Origin of the sequence: Roseomonas aeriglobus (assembly GCA_016937575.1) — a bacterium.
Taxonomy (GTDB): Bacteria; Pseudomonadota; Alphaproteobacteria; order Sphingomonadales; family Sphingomonadaceae; genus Sphingomonas; species Sphingomonas aerigloba.
On record JAFHKN010000002.1, the window covers coordinates 3,585,788 to 3,604,490 of the forward strand.

20 protein-coding genes are annotated in these 18,703 nt (G+C 67.5%); 3 read left to right on the forward strand and 17 right to left on the reverse strand.

What is annotated here, in order from left to right; all coding sequences use genetic code 11:
- Nucleotides 1-8: 8 nt before the first annotated feature.
- Together JW805_17585 and fliR are read right to left on the reverse strand one after the other, a co-directional pair.
- On the reverse strand, nt 9-1,133 hold the full coding sequence (locus tag JW805_17585) for a flagellar biosynthesis protein FlhB (GenBank protein ID MBN2973823.1): 1,125 nt from the start codon (nt 1,131-1,133) through the stop codon (nt 9-11).
- A gap of 12 nt (nt 1,134-1,145) precedes the next feature.
- Nucleotides 1,146-1,943: a flagellar biosynthetic protein FliR gene (gene fliR / locus JW805_17590; protein MBN2973824.1), complete on the reverse strand. Its 798-nt coding sequence runs from the start codon at nt 1,941-1,943 to the stop codon at nt 1,146-1,148.
- Between fliR and JW805_17595 the strand changes: the two genes are divergently transcribed.
- Nucleotides 1,942-2,112 (forward strand): hypothetical protein, encoded by a 171-nt coding sequence (locus JW805_17595; protein ID MBN2973825.1) that lies wholly within the window; start codon nt 1,942-1,944, stop codon nt 2,110-2,112. The two genes, fliR and JW805_17595, sit on opposite strands and share 2 nt — an antisense overlap.
- Nucleotides 2,113-2,127: 15 nt before the next feature.
- On the opposite strand, the gene fliQ is transcribed toward JW805_17595, so the two are convergent.
- The 14 genes from fliQ to JW805_17665 form a co-directional block, all read right to left on the reverse strand.
- Nucleotides 2,128-2,397, reverse strand: coding sequence for a flagellar biosynthesis protein FliQ (fliQ, locus tag JW805_17600; GenBank protein MBN2973826.1), 270 nt, complete (start codon nt 2,395-2,397; stop codon nt 2,128-2,130).
- Between the two features lie 4 nt (nt 2,398-2,401).
- Entirely contained in the window at nt 2,402-3,244 is an 843-nt protein-coding gene (gene fliP, locus JW805_17605) for a flagellar type III secretion system pore protein FliP (GenBank protein MBN2973827.1), read from the reverse strand.
- The gene (locus tag JW805_17610; GenBank protein ID MBN2973828.1) at nt 3,241-3,510 is read right to left on the reverse strand and encodes a FliO/MopB family protein; all 270 of its coding nucleotides are present in this window, start codon (nt 3,508-3,510) and stop codon (nt 3,241-3,243) included. The genes fliP and JW805_17610 overlap by 4 nt, the downstream gene beginning before the upstream one ends.
- A gap of 15 nt (nt 3,511-3,525) precedes the next feature.
- Nucleotides 3,526-3,810, reverse strand: coding sequence for a flagellar motor switch protein FliN (gene fliN, locus JW805_17615; GenBank protein ID MBN2973829.1), 285 nt, complete (start codon nt 3,808-3,810; stop codon nt 3,526-3,528).
- Between the two features lie 5 nt (nt 3,811-3,815).
- Nucleotides 3,816-4,793, reverse strand: coding sequence for a FliM/FliN family flagellar motor switch protein (locus tag JW805_17620; GenBank protein ID MBN2973830.1), 978 nt, complete (start codon nt 4,791-4,793; stop codon nt 3,816-3,818).
- A gap of 6 nt (nt 4,794-4,799) precedes the next feature.
- Nucleotides 4,800-5,471, reverse strand: coding sequence for a flagellar basal body-associated FliL family protein (locus JW805_17625; GenBank protein MBN2973831.1), 672 nt, complete (start codon nt 5,469-5,471; stop codon nt 4,800-4,802).
- Between the two features lie 17 nt (nt 5,472-5,488).
- Nucleotides 5,489-7,858 (reverse strand): flagellar hook-length control protein FliK, encoded by a 2,370-nt coding sequence (locus JW805_17630; GenBank protein ID MBN2973832.1) that lies wholly within the window; start codon nt 7,856-7,858, stop codon nt 5,489-5,491.
- A gap of 103 nt (nt 7,859-7,961) precedes the next feature.
- Entirely contained in the window at nt 7,962-8,390 is a 429-nt protein-coding gene (locus tag JW805_17635) for a hypothetical protein (GenBank protein ID MBN2973833.1), read from the reverse strand.
- Nucleotides 8,383-9,714 carry a FliI/YscN family ATPase gene (locus JW805_17640; GenBank protein ID MBN2973834.1) on the reverse strand — a complete coding sequence of 444 codons (1,332 nt, stop codon included), beginning with the start codon at nt 9,712-9,714 and terminating at the stop codon, nt 8,383-8,385. The genes JW805_17635 and JW805_17640 overlap by 8 nt, the downstream gene beginning before the upstream one ends.
- A complete protein-coding gene (locus JW805_17645) occupies nt 9,708-10,454 on the reverse strand; it encodes a hypothetical protein (protein ID MBN2973835.1) in 747 nt (248 codons plus the stop codon). The genes JW805_17640 and JW805_17645 overlap by 7 nt, the downstream gene beginning before the upstream one ends.
- A gap of 57 nt (nt 10,455-10,511) precedes the next feature.
- The gene (gene fliG, locus JW805_17650; protein MBN2973836.1) at nt 10,512-11,531 is read right to left on the reverse strand and encodes a flagellar motor switch protein FliG; all 1,020 of its coding nucleotides are present in this window, start codon (nt 11,529-11,531) and stop codon (nt 10,512-10,514) included.
- Entirely contained in the window at nt 11,528-13,246 is a 1,719-nt protein-coding gene (gene fliF / locus JW805_17655) for a flagellar M-ring protein FliF (GenBank protein ID MBN2973837.1), read from the reverse strand. The genes fliG and fliF overlap by 4 nt, the downstream gene beginning before the upstream one ends.
- Before the next feature lie 3 nt (nt 13,247-13,249).
- Nucleotides 13,250-13,618, reverse strand: coding sequence for a flagellar hook-basal body complex protein FliE (fliE, locus tag JW805_17660; protein MBN2973838.1), 369 nt, complete (start codon nt 13,616-13,618; stop codon nt 13,250-13,252).
- On the reverse strand, nt 13,615-14,910 hold the full coding sequence (locus JW805_17665) for a sigma 54-interacting transcriptional regulator (protein MBN2973839.1): 1,296 nt from the start codon (nt 14,908-14,910) through the stop codon (nt 13,615-13,617). The genes fliE and JW805_17665 overlap by 4 nt, the downstream gene beginning before the upstream one ends.
- 309 nt (nt 14,911-15,219) lie before the next feature.
- On the opposite strand from JW805_17665, the gene JW805_17670 reads away from it, so the two are divergent.
- Both JW805_17670 and JW805_17675 read left to right on the forward strand, forming a co-directional pair.
- The gene (locus tag JW805_17670) at nt 15,220-16,053 is read left to right on the forward strand and encodes a flagellin (GenBank protein ID MBN2973840.1); all 834 of its coding nucleotides are present in this window, start codon (nt 15,220-15,222) and stop codon (nt 16,051-16,053) included.
- 157 nt (nt 16,054-16,210) lie between these two features.
- A complete protein-coding gene (locus JW805_17675; GenBank protein MBN2973841.1) occupies nt 16,211-16,813 on the forward strand; it encodes a hypothetical protein in 603 nt (200 codons plus the stop codon).
- 73 nt (nt 16,814-16,886) lie between these two features.
- Here JW805_17675 and JW805_17680 read toward each other — a convergent pair whose 3' ends face one another.
- Nucleotides 16,887-18,602: a M20/M25/M40 family metallo-hydrolase gene (locus JW805_17680; protein ID MBN2973842.1), complete on the reverse strand. Its 1,716-nt coding sequence runs from the start codon at nt 18,600-18,602 to the stop codon at nt 16,887-16,889.
- Nucleotides 18,603-18,703 lie beyond the last annotated feature (101 nt).

Sequence of the window (18,703 nt, forward strand, 5' to 3'; positions counted from 1 at the left end):
GCGAAAATTTAGCGTTGTTTGACGCCGTTCTCGTCGAATTTCGCGGTATCCGGCACGGTAACCAGCGGTTGGATGCCGCCGGCGGCCTGATTGACGCCGAAGACGAAGGCAAGGACGGTCGCGACCGCGAGATACAGGTCGTCGCGGATCTCTTGGCCCTCCTTGCTGGTGTAGTAGATACCGCGAGCAAGCGTCGGATACTCCAGCACCGGCACGCGCATTTCGGCGGCAAGTTCGCGGATGGCGAGCGCGGTCGCGCCGCGCCCCTTGGCAACGACCACCGGCACCTGGTCGCGGCCCGCATCGTAGCGCAGCGCGACCGAAAAGTGGGTCGGGTTGGTCAAGACGACATGCGCCTCGGTCATCGCCTTGCGGAAACCGCCCTTCAGGATCTCGCGCTGGCGCTGGCGCAGATGCGCCTTGTTCTCCGGATTGCCCTCGGCCTGCTTGTGCTCGTCCTTGATCTCGTCCTTCGACATCCGCAATTGCTTGAGCAGCTGGAAGGCCTGCAGCGGCACGTCGATCATCGCGATCAGCACCAGCCCGCCGGCCATGACGAACAACAGCGTCAGGAACGTGCTGCCGAGTTCGTCGACCGCGCGGTGGAAGTCCGCGGTGACCAGCCCGAGCGACGACTGCGCCATCGACCAGAGCATATAGACGCCGATCGAGCCGAGGAGGGTGACCTTTAGCAGCGATTTGGCGAGTTCGATCCAGCCGTTGAGGCCGAAGATGCGCTTCAGGCCGGATAGGGGGTTCAGCTTGGACGGCTTGGGCGCCATCAGCTTGGGGTTGAAATGCAGCGCGCCGAGGCCCGCCTGACTGAGGACTGCGCCGAGCAGCGATATGGCGAAGAGGACGAGGATCGACGGCATCAGCTTCGCCCCCGCCTCGGCCAGCGGGCGGAAGGGTTCGAAATGTTCGACGTCTTCGCGCCCGAAGGTGAAGCCGGCGGCCATCACGCCCTTCAGCGCCGCCAGCATGCCGGGCCCGAGCATCGCGATCCAGGCGCAACCGATCAACATGCCGAGCGCCGAGGCAAACTCCTTGCTGCGCAGCAACTGCCCATCATCAAGCGCCTTTTGACGGCGCTTGGGTGTCGGGGCTTCTGTCTTTTCGCCGCCTTCGCTCATTTCGGCAGACCCTTAGCCGAAGACCAGCGTGGCGGTCATGTCGAGCGCTTCACGGACGATGACCTGCATATAGTCGCCCATCGCGGGCAGGCCGATCATCAGGGCGACGACGCCGACGGCGAGGCTTGCGGGCAGGCCGACGGCGAACAGGTTCATGGCAGGCGCCGAGCGGGACAGCATCCCGACGACCAGGTTGAGACTGAGCAGAAGGAAGCCGACCGGCAGCGCCAGCAGCAGGCCGGCCAGGAAGGCATATCCGCCGAAGAAGGCGATGTTGCGCAACCGCTCCGGGGCGATCCACGCCGCGCCGGGGGGCAGCGCTTCGTACGAGCGAACGATCAGGTCGACGAGAACCAGATGTCCATCGACCGACAGGAACAGCAACGTCAGCAGGATCGACAGGAACTGACCGATCGCCGGCGACGAGGTGCCGTTGAGCGGATCGACTGCCTGCGCAAAGCCGATGCCCATCGACGTGCCGATCAGCTCGCTGGCGACAAGCGGGGCGGCGAAGGCGATCTGGATGATGAACCCGATCGCCAGGCCGACGAGGATCTCGGCCGCGATCGAGACAAAGGTGGTGAGCGCGAAGACTTCGGTCGGGACGGCAAACGACTGGCTGTTGAGCACCAGTATTCCGATTGCGCCCGACAGCGTGATGCGCACGGGGAGCGGCACTGCGACGGCGCCGAACACCGGGGCTGCCACGAAGGCGGCGCCGACGCGCACCATCGTGAACAGCAGCGCCCAGAGCTGGGGCTCGATCGAGAGGCCGAAGCCTAACATGGCGCAGCCAGCGAGAGCGCGCATGTTGCGCGCCACGCAGGCGAGCCTGGCCGGCGGGTGTGCAGCACCCGACCGACGACGCGGCTTTGCCGCGTCGGGACTGCCCGCGGATCACCGCGCCGCGGCAAAGCCGCGTCGTCGGCCGGCGGCCAAGCCGACGCCGGCCGTGATTGCGCCGGACGCGCGGTCGTAGCCGCGCTGGCGCTGCTCATCTTACGAGCTCGGGGATGCGTTCGAAGATGCTGGTCATGAAGTCGCCCAGCAGGCCCAGCATCATCGCGCCGAACACGACCAGGCTGACCGCGACGACGATCAGCTTGGGCACGAACGTCAGCGTCTGTTCGTTGATCGACGTCGCCGCCTGGATCATGCCCAGGATCAGGCCGGAGACGAGCGCGGGGATCAGGATCGGTGCCGACACCAGCGCCAGGATCCACATCGCCTCGCGCGCGACGGTCAGGAAATAATCGGCGTCCATGGCGCTAACTCACGAAACTGTTGGCGAGGCTGCCCATCGTCAGTGCCCACCCGTCGATCAGGACGAACAACAGCAGCTTGAAGGGCAGCGAGATGATCTGCGGACTGAGCATCATCATGCCGAGCGACATGAGGACGGTCGCGACGACCAGGTCGATGACGATGAAGGGCAGGAAGATCAGGAACCCGATCTGAAACGCGGTCTTCAGTTCCGAAGTGACGAAGGCCGGCAGCAGGACAGAGAAGGGTACGTCCTTTGGGTTCGCGTACGGGCCGCTCTTGGCGATGCCCGCAAACATCGTGACGTCCTTCACCCGCGTCTGCTTCAGCATGAAGGCGTGGAAGCTCTCGCCACCGCGCTCGATCAGCTGGGTCGCGTTGATCTGGCCCGCGGCATAGGGCTTGATACCGTTCTCGTTCACCTGGCTGACGACGGGCGCCATGACGAACAGCGACAGGAACAGCGACAGGCCGATGATGACCTGGTTGGGCGGCGAGTTCTGCAGGCCCATCGCCTGACGCAGGATGGCCAGCACGATCACGATCCGCGTAAAGCTGGTCATCATCAGGATGATGCCCGGCAGAACCGTAAGCAGCCCCATGATGATGAGGACTTGCAGGCTCAGGCTGAGCGGCGCCTGTCCGCCGCCGAGCTGGCCGAGCGCACGGTCCATGGCGTCGCCGACGCCGGGGGCGGCGGGTGGCACGGGAGCGGCCGGCGCCGTCTGGGCAAAGGCGGGGAAGGCGACCAGCAACGCGGTCAGAATCGCGAACACGATCACCAGCCCGCGGACGATGCGGCCCGAATTGCTGCGCATGTCGGGAAGGACGGCTTGCGCGAAGGTCACAGGACGTCCGCCCCGATGCCGGCCTTGTCGATCAGGGTCACGCCGCCGCGGCCGACCGAGATCAGCAGCCGGCGGCCTTCGAAATCGACGACGGCGAGGCGCAGGCCGGGAGAGATCATCATCGTCTCCTTCACCTTCAGCATTCGCTCGCCCTGGTTGCCGGGCATACGCGCTTCCAGGCGGCGCCACAGATACAGGCAGCCGACCAGCAGGCCGCAGACCAGGGGCAGCAGCACGACCAGCTTCCAAATATAGGACCACATCATCGCCGGGGCGTCCTCTTAGCGCGTACGCTTGTCGGGGCTGACCAGCTCGGTCATCCGCACGCCGAACTTCTCACCGACGGTGACGACTTCGCCGCGACCGATGAGGGTGCCGTTGACGAACACGTCGAGCAGTTCGTTGGCATGGCGGTCGAGCTCGATCACGCTCGCTTCGCCCAGCGCGAGCAGTTCGCGCAGCGTCAAGCTGGTCGAGCCGATCTCGACGGTCAGCTTGACGTCGACGTCCTGCAGCAGCCGGAAATTGGCCGCCACGGAGGCATCGACGGGAAATCCGCCGGTCATGTCGTTCATCGCTCGTCCTCTTCGTAAGCGTCGTAAGTCGGGTGGTCTTCGTCATCGCCATCGCGATTGAGCTTGGTGATGCGGATCGCGGCCTTGCCGTTCGACGTGCCGACGATGCCCAGGCCCAGCCGGTCCTTGCCGACCATCACGGGCACTTCCTGGCCGAAGCTGACGGGCACGACGTCGCCCACCTTCAGCTCCATCAGATCGGCCAGCGACATAACCGGTTCGGCCAGCACCGAACGGATCGGGAAACGGACGTTCATCGCCGCGCGGGTCAGGTTGCCGCGCCACTTGGGCTCGACCGACGACCGGCTCATGACCTTGCCGGTCAGCGTGGGCGCGAACGGCTTCAGCGCGGCGACCGGATAGACGATGTCGATGAAGATCGGTTCGCCGTCGCGCGCGGCCAGGCCGAAGCGGGTGACGATCATCGCATCGTCGCCGTCGAAACCCTGCAGCATCGCCGGCGATCCTTCCGGATTGCCGGGCTGGAATTCCAGCCGCTCCATCGTGCCCCAGGCGATCGTCAGCGGCTTGGCGATCATGCCGCCCAGCCGGACGATCATCGCCTCCGCGGCGGGCGTGAATTCGCTCGGCAGCGTGCGGGGGCGCTCGCCGGTGCCGCCGAAGAACAGGTCGAGCGTCTCGAGTACGAAACCGCCGTCGAACATCACGAAGGCGCGCGCGTCGGTCGGCGCCATCGCCATCGGCAACCAGGCGGTCAGAAGTCCGTCGCGCTCGGCCGAATAATCGGCGAAGCGCTGGACGACCAGCGGCTCTGCCCAAGTGCGCAGGTTGCGCCGCAGCACGGGCTCGAACACCGCGCGCAAGGCCCGCGCAAGGCGCGCGGACAGATGCTGCAGCGTGTGGAGATCGCCGAACGGATTGAGATTCGCGACGCCGAGCGACGGGGCGTGTGCCGCCGTCGCTCTGGGCCGTTCGCGCCGCTCGATCGTGTCGGTTGCCGTGCTGTTAACCATGCACGTTCACTGAACAACGAAATTGGTAAAGTAGACGTTACTAATCCCTCCGAATCCTTCTTTTTGTTTCAGAACGCCGTTGATGGCCTGGACCAGCTGCTGCTGCAGCGCCTCCTTGCCCGCCTGGGTGAAGACGGCTTCCTCGTCGGTGTTGGCCAGCGTCATCAGCACCGCGGAGCGCACCGCGATCTCATGCGTCTTCAGGTTGCCGATGACCCGGTCGTCATAAGGCGTCGATACGGCGATCCCGACCTGGATGAAGTGCGTGCTTTCCTTCAGGTTCGAGGTGAACTCCTTCTCCATCGTGAAGTAGTTCGACGCATAATCGTCGCCGCCGCGGCCCTTGGGGGTGGGCAGGTGATCACCCTCTTCGGCCTTCGCTGCGCCGTCCTCACCCTCGGCGCCGCCATGGCCGCCGCCCCCACCACTGCCGCCTTCGCCGCCTTCTCCGCCGGCGTCGGCGCGCTTTTCCTCAGACTTGGGGACCAGCTTGGGCTTGTCCGGATCTTCGGCCTCTTCCTTGTGACCGCCGATCAGGCCGCTGGAGGCCGCGTACAGGCCGGCACCGACACCGCCGCCGACCAGCGCCAGCAGGACGACGACGATGACGAGTATCTTGACGATACCGCCCTTCTTCTTGGGCTTCGCGCCTTCGGGCGCTTCGGGTTTATCGCTCATGGTTCAGTTCCCCTGTTTCAGGCGATTCGCGTGTCTTGGTTGGCCGGGTCGCTGGTTGCGCCCGAATCGGTGGCGGCAGACGCCGGACGGCGCGGCGTCGGCGCGGCCTGCTGGGCGTCGCGACGATTCGAATCGGCAAAGCCCGGGTTGGTGCCGGTGCCGGTGCCCGTCTCCACTCCGGCATGCGACAGCTTCAGCCCGCGGGCCTCGGCCATGTCGTTCAGCCGCGGTGCAGCGTCGGCCAGCATCGTGCGGGCCTGAGCCGTGTCCGCACTGATGCGGACCTGATACTGCCCCGATTCATCGCGACGGACCGCGATGTCGACGGTGCCGAGCGCATCCGGCGACAGCGTCAGCCGGGTTTCGCCGATCGCACCCGATTCGTCGCGCAACGTCTCGATCCTGTCGATCATCGACATCAGCCATTCGCCGCGCGACATATCGAGCGTGTTGGCGTGCGCGGCCGCGGTGGCAGGCACCGCGACGCTCGGCGTGGCGGTCGCGGTCGCGGGACCGGCGCCGCTCATCAGGCTGACCGGCAGGGCGTCGCTATCCGCATCCTCAACATCCTTCGCCACCTGCGGCGCGGCGAACATCGCTTGGGCAAAAGCCTGTGCGGCGGGCATCACGTCGCTCGGCAGCGGCGTCGGGGCGGCGGCTGGCAGCGGCACGGTGGTGACGTTGGCCGGCGCGACCGGGCGGACGCTCTCCGTTATGACATCGCGCGGTGCAGCCGGGATATCGGCAGCGGGCCGAACTGTGGGCGAAACCGGCGCCGCGGCCGCCAACGCGGCGCGCACCTCGGGCGCAACGGCTGCGGCAGGCACTGCGTCGGCGAGTGGTGCTGCTGGCGCCGACACCGGGGCCTGAACCGATCGCTCGGGGGCCGCGGTTGGGGCGAGTGGAAGCGCCGCCGGCGCATCGACGCCCGATTCGCGTTGGGAGGTGACGGCGGCCGAAGGCGCCGACGCGACGGAGAGCGGCGATCGGACGGTCGGCCGGATGCCGGCCAACGGCGGTGCGGCCAGGGCGGGAGGGCTGTCCGTAGTCGAAGCGCGGCTGGTCGCTGCCGGCGTGGCAATGGCCGGTGTCGGGGCGACCGCGACCGCCGGTGCCTGCGGCTGCGGCTGCAGGATCGGCTGAGCGGCTGGCGGGACCGTTGGAGCGTCGCTGTCCGTGACTGGATCAATCGGGGTCGGAACGGCGAAATTGACAGCAGGCGTCTCGGCCGGCGCGAGAGCGGCGCTCGCCGATGGCGCAGCGATCGGGCGCGTCCGGGGCGCCACGGAGGCGGGTGCGATCGGTGATGACGCGGGTTCCGACCTAGCCGGCGCGGCCGGCGGCTGAGCCGTTGGGGAAGCGGCGTCGGGACGAGCTACGACCGACGCGGCGGCGGTGGCCGCGGAATCGGCCCAAGGCGCCGATAGGATTCGCGGTGCCGCTGCGGGCGCTGCGGTTTCGGATGCTGGAACGATCGGTGTCGTGCTCGTCGCGGCGGTGGGTGCAGCCGGCATCGGCGCCGACAGCGGCTCCGATGTTACGAACACGGTCTCGGTCGTCTCCGCCTGCCGCATTGCGGGTCTGGACGCCACGACCGGCGTTGGCACGACGGTGGCCGCGACTACGGGCGCTGGCTCCGCTGGTATGGCAGGCTCGGCGGGCTGCCGCTTGCGCGGCGACGGGTCGCTCGTCTCCGATTGGCTATCGGACGGGGCCGGGTCGCCGTCGACGACCGGTGGCATCGGATCCCGGGCCGCTGGAACAGTGGCAACCGCGACCGGATCGATAGCCGTGCGGCGTGCGCGGCCCTTTGCCGGGGCTGAGTGCAGGGTCGATGTCGGGGCCGCCGTTGTGACGTCCTCGGCAGCGGGTTCGGTCGGGGCGTCGAGCACGGGCGCGGGCTCGGCATCGGTGATTGCGATCGCAATCGGTGCCGTCATGGTGGGAGGTGCCACGATCGACGCGGGCGTCAGCCTCGGTGCCGACGAGGACGGATTGCCCGGCGTTACCGGCGCGGTTGCGACGATCCGCAGGGTCGGGATCGGAGCGGTCGCCTCGGTCGGTCGAGCCGGCATCTCCGCCGCGATGATCGTCGGTATCGTCGCATCGGCAGTCACCCCCCGCACCACAGTGGGGATGGGCAGAGGCGCGACCGTCGTGGGCGTGATGATCGGATCGGTGGGCATCGCCGCATCAATCAGCCCCTCCGGCAGATCGCCGACCAGCGCGGCGATGTCGGGCGGCAAGCTGTTGCCGGTCGCGGCAAGCCCTGGCCGGGGCGGCACGATTTCGATCACGCCTGGGACAGCGTCTGCCGGCGGCGTCCCGACCGCCGCCCCGCCCGCCAGATCGGCAAGCGCCAGCGCGAAGTCGCTGGTCGTCGTCATCGGCGACCCACTCGCCCGGGCCGGGCTCAGCAGCGATGACAGCGATAGGGTGGTCGGTTGAAGCATTACAGAAGCGATCCTGAGACGAGACGTCACGGGATGCTCAGCAAGAAGTGTGCCGATTTTTCTTGAAATGCGGCGCGTCTTCCATCGCGCGCAATTCCTTGCGCACCGCCTGCGCTCCGGCCCGGGCGATCAGCTTCTCGATCGCCGATTGGTCGCGGCGTGCTTCGCGCGTCGCTTCGCGCGCGCGTTCGACGCCGGCTTCGGCCATCGCGCGGCGGGTTTCGGCGGCAACGGCGGAGGCGTGCAGGCGCTCGCGATAATAAGCGGCGGCGGCAAGGTCGGCGGCGAACCCGCCGGCGTTCGGGCGCGGGGCGACATTGTCGACCAGCCGCTGGATCCGGTGGGTCAGTTCGGTTTCGCTGTCGAGCTTGGCGTTGGCCGCCGATTCGCCTGCGCGCGTCAGGTTCAGCTGCAACGTGCGGACGCGTAGCAGCCGGTTGAGTTTCTGCGTGTGCTTGTCAGCCATCGCCGAAGACGCCGGTCAATTCCATAACCGCATCATCGAGCGACACGACCGCGTCGTAATCCTGGCGGACATAGTCCATCACCGCGGGGTGATAGGCGATCGCCGCATCGATCGCAGGGTCGGCGCCAGCGCGATAGGCGCCCATCAGCACCAGATCGCGATTCTCTTCATAAGTCGCCAGATGCCGGCGCAACACACGCGCAGCATGCTGATGAGGCTTCGAGGTGATGTCGGTCATCACGCGGCTGACCGAAGGGCCGACGTCGATCGCAGGATAGACGCCGCGTTCGGCCAGCGCGCGGTTCAGGACGATATGACCGTCGAGGATCGAGCGCGCCGAATCGACGACCGGGTCGTTGCCGTCATCGCCGTCCGCCAGCACCGTGTAGATCGCGGTGATCGACCCGCCCGAGATGGCGCAGGTGCCCGCGCGCTCGATCAGGTTCGGCAGCATCGCGATGGCCGACGGCGGATAGCCGCGCGCGGAGGCGGGCTCGCCTAGTGCTAGGCCGATCTCGCGGCCGGCATGCGCGACACGCGTGAGCGAATCCATGATCAGCAGCACGCGCTTGCCCTCGGCGCGGAACGCTTCGGCGATCGCGGTTGCCCGCAACGCGCCACGGATGCGCAGCACCGGGGAGTGGTTGGCCGGGACCGCGACGACAACCGAGCGCGCACGCGCCTCGCCATGGATCTTGGTTTCGAGGAAGTCGGCGACTTCGCGGCTGCGCTCGCCGATCAGCCCGACGACGACGACATCGGCCTTCGCGGCGCGGACCATCATGCCGAGCAGCACCGACTTGCCGACGCCCGATCCCGCCATGATGCCCACGCGCTGGCCCTGGCCGATCGTCAGCAGGCCGTTGATCGCGCGCACGCCGACATCCATCGGTTCGAGCACGCGCCCACGGTCGAGCGGCGACTGAAGCTTGCCCGCCAGCGGCCAGCGCGTGGCCCCGCGAATCGGCCCCTTGCCGTCGATCGGCTTGCCCGACCCGTCGACCACGCGGCCGAGCATCGCCGCGCCGACCTCGGCTTCGCCGGGAGGTCCGACCGGCCGCACAGGCGCGTTGGGCAGCAGCGCGGCCGGGCCGCCCAGGTTCATCAGGATCGTCCGGCCCGAGCGGAATCCGATCACTTCGGCCTCGACCATGCCATGGTCGCCGCCGCCGATGGTGCAGATGGTACCGACCGGCAACGACAGGCCGACCGCTTCCATCAGCAGGCCGTCAAAGGAGGCGAGGCGCCCGGCGATCGACGGACGCGGCGCGAAATCGCTCGCGCCCAGGGCGTCGAGATAGCGATCGGCGAAATCGTTCAGCATGCTGGCGGCGCGATCCGGTCGATGGCGGACGTCAGCTGTTCGAGCCAGCGGTCGGGGCCGTCCTCGACGATGGTCGAGGCACTTTCGAGCACGAAACTGCCGCGCATCACGCTCGGGTCACCGACCGGGAACAGCGAACCAGGCAGGCGTCCCTCGACCAGTGCCACGTCGGCGGGATTAAGCCGTAACAGCGCGCTTTCGGCCGAGTCCGCCAGTGCATCGGCGGCCGATTCGATCCGGCCCGCAAGCAGTTCACCCGACACGCCGACGTCGCCGACCAGCCGCGAGACGAGCAGCAGGACGGTCTGGCGCAACTGGCGTGCCAGCCGCTCGCGATCGAAGGCGACACCCTGGCCGAGGGCGACACCCAGCGATTCGACGAACGCGCGGTCGCGACCGGCGTCGGCGGCGGCCTGCGCCAGGCCCGCGGCGAAGCCTTCGGCATGGGCGGCGGCGCGGACGGCGGCGATGTCGACGAAGTCTTCGTCGACAGCCGTCGCGTCGGGGTCACTGGGATTCCAGCCCTCGTTCTGCCGGTTGTCTGGATCGAACGGCGTGAAATGGCGCGGTCCGCCCTCGCCCTGTGGCGAAAAGCTCTTCGGTTTCGGTCCCGATCCCGGCGTGTTCGGCTTGCCGGTCAGGTCGCGCGGCTCGAACCCGCCCGGCACTGCAAAGGCGGCGCTGAGCGCAGCGGCGGCCGCGTCGTGACGGCTGACGAAACCGGCGTGGAAGTCGGTCATGCGGCGGGGCGTCCTTGCGGATCAGAAGGGCAGGTGGGGGCGGTGTGCCGGCACGCGTCAGACATAGTCGTCGTCGCCGCCGCCCATCATGATCGTGCCGTCCTTGGCGAGCCCGCGCGCGATGGCGATCACCGCCTTCTGCGCATCGAGCACTTCGCTCAGGCGCATTGGCCCGCGCGACTCCATCTCGTCGCGGATGCCGTCGGCCGCGCGGCTCGACATGCAGCCGAGGAAGCGGTTGCGGATCGGCTCCTCGACGCCCTTGAGCGCACGAACCAGCGTATCGGTGTCGACGTTGCGGATGAGCGTGCCGAGGCTCTTGTCGTCCAGATCGAGCAGATTGTCGAAGACGAACATCGCCTCCTCGATCGCGCGGGCGACGTCCTTGTCGATCTTGTGCAGCTTGGGCATCACGCGGTTCTCGGTCGCCTTGCGCGCCGACTGCATGATCTTGGCCGCTTCCTTCGTTCCGCCGAGCTGGAGCGCGGCCGAGCTCGCACCCGTCCGGCCCGCGCGATTCGACAGCATCGCGTTCAGCGTATCGACCGCCTCGGGCGTGATCGGCCCCAGCTTGGCGACACGGTGGAGGATCTCGGGCTGGACATGCTCGGGCAGGATTTCGAGCACCTTGGCCGCGACCGTCGCATCGAGGTTGGCGAGGATGATCGCGGCGACCTGGGGATGTTCGGTCTCGATCATCGTCGCGATCTCGGTCGCGTCGAGCCAGTCGAGCAGATCGATCTGGCACGCCGCCTCGGTCGGGGTAATGCGCGCGAGCACGCTGTCGGCCTTTTCGGGGCCGAGCGCCTTGGTCATCATGCCCTCGATCTTCGGGCGCGGGTCGAAACCGATTGCGGTGCGGTGCCGGGCATGGCCGACGAAATCGTCGAGCACGTCCTCGACCTCCGCCTCGCTCACGTCGGCGACGTTGAACATCGCCTTGCCGAGCTGGCGGACTTCTTCCGGATCGAGCTTCTGCAGGATCGCGGCGGCTTCGTCGTCACCGACCAGCATCATCAACACCGCGGCGCGCTCGACGCCGGTGTAGGTACGCCCGCCCCCCTGGATCTCGGTCACTGCGCCTCTCCGGTCTTGATCATGTCACGGACAGCGAGCGCGGCGCGGGTCGGATTTTCACGGGTGAAGCCGCGGACCAGGCCGACGCGTTCGTCGTAATTGCGGGCATTGTCGAGCATCTCGATCGAGACCGTCGGCGTTTCCGCCGCTGCCTTGGCCGCACTTTCGGCATCGTCCCCCTGTAGCGCCGGATCGGCGTTGGGATTGGCGAAGGCCAGCTTGGCGGGATCGCCGGCCGCATCGTCGCGCTTCTTCATCAGCGCCTTGGCCATCGGTCGGACACCGAGCAGCAGGACGAGGAGCGCGATGACCAGTGCCGTCGCATGGCGGAGCACCATCGGCACCCATTCCGCCTGGTACCAGGCCGGCGCCTCGACCCCCTCAATCGCCGATCCGGTGAACTTCTTCGACAAGACCTGCACCTGATCCTGGCGCTGGGCATTGTAGCCGACCGCCGCCTGGACGAGCCCGGTGATCTGCTGGATTTCTGCCGGCGTCCGACGACCCTTGTCGGGATCGCGCAGCAGGACGGCGACCGACAGGCGACGCACGCTGCCCGGCGCATTGCGGGTCACCGACACTTCGCGGCCCAGGTCATAGTTGCGGGTGAAGCTGTCGGACTGCTTCATCGCATCGGTCACCGGGCCGGCCGGCGTCGCGCCGTTTGTGGCGGCACCATTGGGCGGCGGCTGGGTCGCGCCATTGGCCGGCGTGGTCAGCGTCGATGCGGCCGGCACCTGGTTGCTGAGCGCACCCGGAATGCCGCCCGGGGGGCCGGCGTTCGGCTGATTGCCGGTCCAGCTGCCCTGTTCGGCGCGCAGCGCGCCCTGCTTCTCATAGCTTTCACGCGTCGCCTGGGTTTCGTCGAAATTGATGTCGGCCTGGACTTCGGCGGTGAAGTTGCCGGCGCCGACCAGCGGAGTCAGCAACTGGGCGACCTGCGCCTTCACCTTCTCCTCGACCTGGCGCTGCATGGCGATACGCTTGTCGGCTTCACCGGTCGCGCTCGATCCATCGGACGTGCTGAGCAGCGTGCCCATCTGATCGACGATGGTCACCGCATCGGGCTTCATTCCCGGCACCGATGCGGCGACGAGGTTGATGATCGAGCGGGTCTGTGCGTCGCTGAGGACGCGGCCGGGCTGGAGCTTCACGACGACCGAGGCGGTCGGGGCGGCGCGGTCGCGGACGAACACGGTCGATTCGGGCGTTGCGAGATGGACGCGCGCCTCGGCCACCACGTCGATCTCTTCGATCGAGCGGGCGATCTCGGTCTCGCGCGCCTGTTTGACGCGTTCGCCTTCGACGGCGCGGCTGACGCCCATCGGCAGCTGGTCGAGCAGCGCATAGCCGCCCGGCGCCGCCTTCGGCAGGTCTTGGCCCGCCAGCAGCATCCGCGCCTTGTGATAATCTTCTTCCGACACGGTGACGTTGCCGGAGCCGTCGACGCCGTTGTCGATGTTGGCCGTGTCGAGCGCCTGGACGACGGCGGCCTTGTCCGAGTCGGCGAGACCCGCGAACAGCGCCTTTTGCGGCGGCGTGCGCAGCGTCGCCCAGGCGAGCGCGGCGGCGGCGATCAGGCCGACCAGGAAAATCAGCGGCAGGCTGCGCTTGACCGCAGGCTGGGTCATGAAGCCCGTGACCTGCTTCAGCGGATTGGCGAAGCGCGGTTCGGTCGGCACGGCGCCGGGCGAGGGGATGATCTGCGTGGCCATGGATTACACCGGCATGCTCATGATGTCCTTGTAAGCCGACAGCAGCTTGTTTCGGACCTGAAGGGTGGCTTCGAAGCCGACGGACGCCTGCTGACGCGCGAGCATCACCTTTGCGATGTCGATCGTCTCGCCGCGTTCATATTGCGCGCTCAGCTCGCTCGCCTGCGTCTGCGCCTTGTTCACGCTTTTCAGCGCGTCGCCCAGCGTATCGGCAAAGCTGGTCGGCTTGGTTGCCTGTGTCGCATCCGTTGCCGCCGACGGATTGCCGCTGTCGGCCGCGCGGGCCAGCGCCTGGTTGCGTTCGAGGATCTGGCTTCGAAGGGCCATCACCCGGTCGATGCCCATGGCACCGCCGACGGGACCGACGCTCACAGTGCGGCACTCCGGCTATGCGGGGCGGCGATCTGCTCGCCCTGCTCGCGGGCCTTGGCCAGGCGGTAGCGCAGTGTGCGCTCCGAGATGCCCAGGCGTTTGGCGGTTTCGATCCGGTTGCCGCCGCAGGCGGCCAGCGTCTCGCGGATCGCGGCGAATTCGCTCATCTGGACGACCTTGCCCAGGGTCTTGTGATCGACCGTCTGCGGCTCGTCGTCATTGCTGACGGTCTGGGTCATCATCGGCGCGGCCGGGGTCGGGCGGTCGAAGATGATGTCGGTCAGCTCGATCCGCTCGCCGCGGGCAAGCAGCATCGCGCGCTGGATGACGTTCTCGAGTTCGCGGACGTTGCCCGGCCAGTCATGGGCGAGCAGCACGTCGAGCGCTTCGGGGGCGAGCCACGGCAACTCAGCGCGATCGCCGCCGTGGCGGACGATCATCGCCGCGGCGAGCGCGGGGATGTCGTCGCGACGCTCGGCCAGCGCACGGGTCGCCAGCGGGAAGACCGACAGGCGGTAGTAAAGGTCGGCACGGAAGCGGCCGGCGGCGACTTCGGCCTGCAGGTCGCGGTTGGCGCAGGCGATGACGCGGACGTCGATCTTCTCCGGCGTCGTCGCGCCGATCGGCACGACTTCGCGCTCCTGCAGCGCGCGTAACAGCTTGGCCTGGAGGCCCAGCGGCATTTCGGCGATCTCGTCGAGCAGCAGCGTGCCGCCGTTGGCTGCACGGAAGAAGCCGTCGCCACCCGACGATGCGCCGGTGAAGCTGCCCTTCACATGGCCGAACAGCATCGCTTCCAGCATCGATTCGGGCAGCGCGGCGCAGTTGATCGCGATGAAGGGACCGTTGGCGCGTGGGGATCCGGTGTGGATCGCGCGGGCCAGCACTTCCTTGCCGGTGCCGGTCGGGCCGTTGATGAGGACGGTGATGTCGCTGGCGGCGATTCGCTCGGCCAGCGTGTAGAGCGCCAGGCTCTCCGGATCGGCGGCGACCGGAGCGCCGGGGCGCAGCATCGCGGTCGCAAAGCCCGCGCCGATCGCGGCGTCGTGCGAATCGAAGCTCAGCCGGGCGGGGTTTCCGTCACGGAACGGTACCGCGCGCGGTGCGCCTTCGCCCATGACCAGCGTCCGACTCGCGATCGGCGGGGTTTCCCCATCCGCGATCAGGAACAGGTCGCCCGGCGTCGGACGGCCGGTCTCGAACGATCCGATCGCAAAGCCCTGCGCCCGCATGCCGGATACCACCGCATACTTCTGACGCAGCACCGCGGCCGATGGAAAGAGTGAAACCATGACGTGAAATTCCCCTGAACAGGATGGGGAATGCGGCATGAATGGTTAACGGCCGGTAAAATGCCGCAGCTTGCCGGCAAATTTCTGCCTCTGTCGTTCCCGTGCCCCCGCCCGCGTATCGCGCGCCGGTGTCGTTTTCCCTGCGCGTAGGGCATCTGACGGGTCCGAAACACCCGTCGCGTCGCCAGGCGAGGCGCGGCGAAAATTCTTCCTAAAACTCCCGAACGGGCGGCCGTTATCACCTTCGACGGCTCGAGCTTCCGCAGCAAGGGGGGGTGGCGGGATCGTCTGCTGACAAGGAGATTCGATATGACTGTTATCGGTACCAACCTCGCCTCGCTCCGCGCCGCCAGTGCTTCGAGCAAGGCCACCTCGGCCCTGTCGACCTCGATGGAGCGTCTGTCGACCGGCAAGCGCATCAACTCGGCCAAGGACGACGCCGCCGGCCTCGCCATCGCCACCTCGATGACCTCGCAGATCAAGGGCATGAGCCAGTCGATCCGCAACGCCAATGACGGCATGTCGATGGCGCAGACCGCGGAAGGCGCGCTGGAAGAAGTCGGCAACATGCTGCAGCGTGTCCGCGAACTGGCGGTGCAGTCGGCGTCGCAGACCTACAGCACGGCCGACCGCACCAACCTGGACGCGGAAGTCCAGCAGCTGAAGTCGCAGATCAGCGACGTTCTCTCGAATACCGAATTCAACGGCGTGAAGCTGTTCAACGGTTCGGCGGGTTCGAACGGCACCGTCGCGATCCAGGTCGGCGCGAACGCCGACACCACGGTCAATCTGGACTTCAGCGCCATCACGACCACCTCGGGCGGTGACATCGACACCGCCAAGCTGGACGTCACCACGGCGACGAAGGCCAACGAGACGATCACCGCTGCCAACGACGCGCTGAAGTTCGTGTCGACCAAGCGTGCGACGCTCGGCGCTTCGCAGAGCCGCCTGGAATCGGTCGTGAACAACCTGACGACCAACATCACCAACCTGAGCGACGCTCGTAGCCGCATCGAGGACACCGATTACTCGGCCGAAACCGCAGCACTCGCCAAGGCCCAGATCCTGAGCCAGGCATCGACGGCGATGCTGAGCCAGGCGAACCAGAGCCAGCAGTCGGTTCTCCAGCTGCTGCGCTAAGAGGTCCCGTCCTAGCGGGGGTGGCGTCACCCCCCTGACAGGCGCCATCTCCCGCATGTGGGGACAGAGCCCCGGTGGTTTCGGCCACCGGGGCTTTCGCCGTTTTTGCATGGCCGGGCCGAGCGACCTATCGTCGTTCGAAAAGAGGAGGCGAATAATGCGCGCAGCAATGGCGGCAGGAATATTGCTCGGCCTGACCGGTTGCGGCCCGAACGCGACGCCGGCGGCGCGGACCGACAGCGTCGCAGTGCAGCCCAGCCCGGCCGCGTCGCCCGCTCCCCCAACGCCCACCCCGATTGCGACGGCGCCGTCGATTGTCGTCGCGATCGATGGAGAAGGCTTGCGGCTGGTCGATCCGGACACCGGCCGCACCCGCCCGGTCGCCTTCGGCACGCCGCGGAGTCAGACGCTGAACGCGCTTGCCGCCCGGGGAACGGCGGAGACGGGCACGAACACGGAATGCGGTGCCGGGCCGCTGGCGTGGGTACGCTATCGCGATGGTCTTACGTTGCAGTTCCAGGACGATCGCTTTGCCGGCTGGTCGGTCGATGGAACCGCCAAGGGCAAGATAACGACACTGGCGGGGATCGGTCCGGGTTCGTCGCGTGCAGCGCTCGAATCGGCCTATGCGATCACGCTGCCCGACAGCACATTGGGAATCGAATTCGCGGCGGGCGACATGGGCGGCCTGCTCGACGGCGCCGGTAAGGATGCGAAGATCACCGATCTGTGGGCCGGCGTGACCTGTATGTTCCGCTGATACCGAGCGGACACATCCAAAGGCGCATCGGGCCGCCGACGATTCGCCGACGGCCCGACTCTGTTCGACAGACTTACTTCGCGCCGTAGCCGTTATACAGCAGTCCGAAGAAGTCGCCCTTGTTCCACCTGGGCCGCTCCGCGCCGTCGGCGATCTCGCGCGCGATGGCGTAGTTCACATCGACGAAGCGCACGCCCTGGCTCCAGTCGAGCGCCGGCATCTGCCAGACCTCGTCGCTGGGCTTGTGATAGTGGTTCTTGAAGAAGTCATCGACCGCGGCCTTGCCCGGGCCTGCCTGGCCCGGCCACAGGAACACGCTCGGCACGCCCTGCTGGACGAAGCGATAATGGTCGCTGCGGGTGAACAGGCCCTGTTCCGGCATCGGGTCGGGCGAGAAGCCGACACCGATCGAGGCGGCCGCCTTGCGCACGATCGGGCCGAGCGTCGAGCGGTCGGCGCCGAAGGCGATCACATCCTCGAACTTGTAGGTGATGATTGGCATGTCGAGGTTGACGTCGGCCACCATTGCGTTCTTCGGCACGGTCGGGTTGTTGGCGAAATACTCAGCACCGACCAGGCCCTTTTCCTCGGCAGTGACCGCCAGGAACAGGATCGAGCGCTTGGGCGGCTGGCCGCTCGCCTTGAACTTCTTGGCTTCCTCGATCAGCGACGCGATGCCGACGGCATTGTCCTCGGCGCCGTTGTAGATGGTGTCGCCGTTGACCGCACGGCCGACGCCGACATGGTCGAGGTGGGCCGACAGGACGACATATTCATCCTTCAGCTTCGGGTCGCTGCCTGGCAGCAGGCCGACGACGTTCGAGCTCGGCAGCGGCGTCCATTCGGTGTTGATCGCGGCCGAGATCCTACCCGGCAGCGCAGTCGCCTTGAAGCGCGTTTCGGCCGATTCAGCCCCCTTCACGACGTCCGCCCAGGCGAGCTTGCTGCCCGTGAACAACGTCTGGGCAAAGGCTTGGCTGATCATGCCGAGACCCGGTGCCTGCGGCGCAGGATCGAAACCGACCCCGTTCCTTTCCCACGTTACGCGCGGCGACTTATATCCCTGCGCCAGACGCGGGAATACGGCGTTCTTCGCCGATCCGTTCGGCTCGATAATCAGCACGCCGGCGGCACCCTTGGCCGCGGCGATCGCGCGCTTGGTCGCGGTGCTGCCGAAGTGCGCGCGAAGTTCCGGGTGCAGGCTTTCGGGCGCGCCACCGAAGATCAACACGATCTTGCCCTTCACGTCGACGCCCGCATAGTCGTCGCGCTTGATGCCCGGCTCGACGATGCCGAAGCCGGCGAACACGATGCCGCCGTCGACCTTGGTCGCCGGGTTCGCGGGATTGGTGCCGGGGATGTAATCCTTGCCGAACGTCATCGGCACCGCCGCACCCTTGGCCGGCTGGTAGCTGAAGCGGCCTTCGTCCTTTGCGGTGACGGTGATCAACGGCACCTTCTGCAGATAGCTGCCCTCGTCGCCCATCGGGCGCAGGCCCGCGGCGTAGAATTGCGATGCGACGTACTGCGCGGCGATGTCATACTCCGGGCTGCCCGCATCGCGGCCCTTCATCGCATCCGACGCCAGGAACATGACGTGCGCCTTCATCGCGGCTTCGGCCGGCGGCAGCGCGGCGTTGGTGACGGCGTTCCGGGCTGCCATATCGACGACCGGGGCGGCTGCCGGAGCCGCGGTGCTGGCCGGGGCGGGTCCCGGGGTGGGCGCGGCCGGGGCGGCCGGCGCGGTCTGCGCAGCGGCAGGAAGTGCGAGCACGATCGAGAGCGCCACGGAGGTCGCGAGACGGTATTTGGCCAAGGTTTGCAGGTCCTTTGGGAGAATTACGATGGCCCATGCGTAGCAACGTCATTCGCATCGGCGCAATTCGCAGG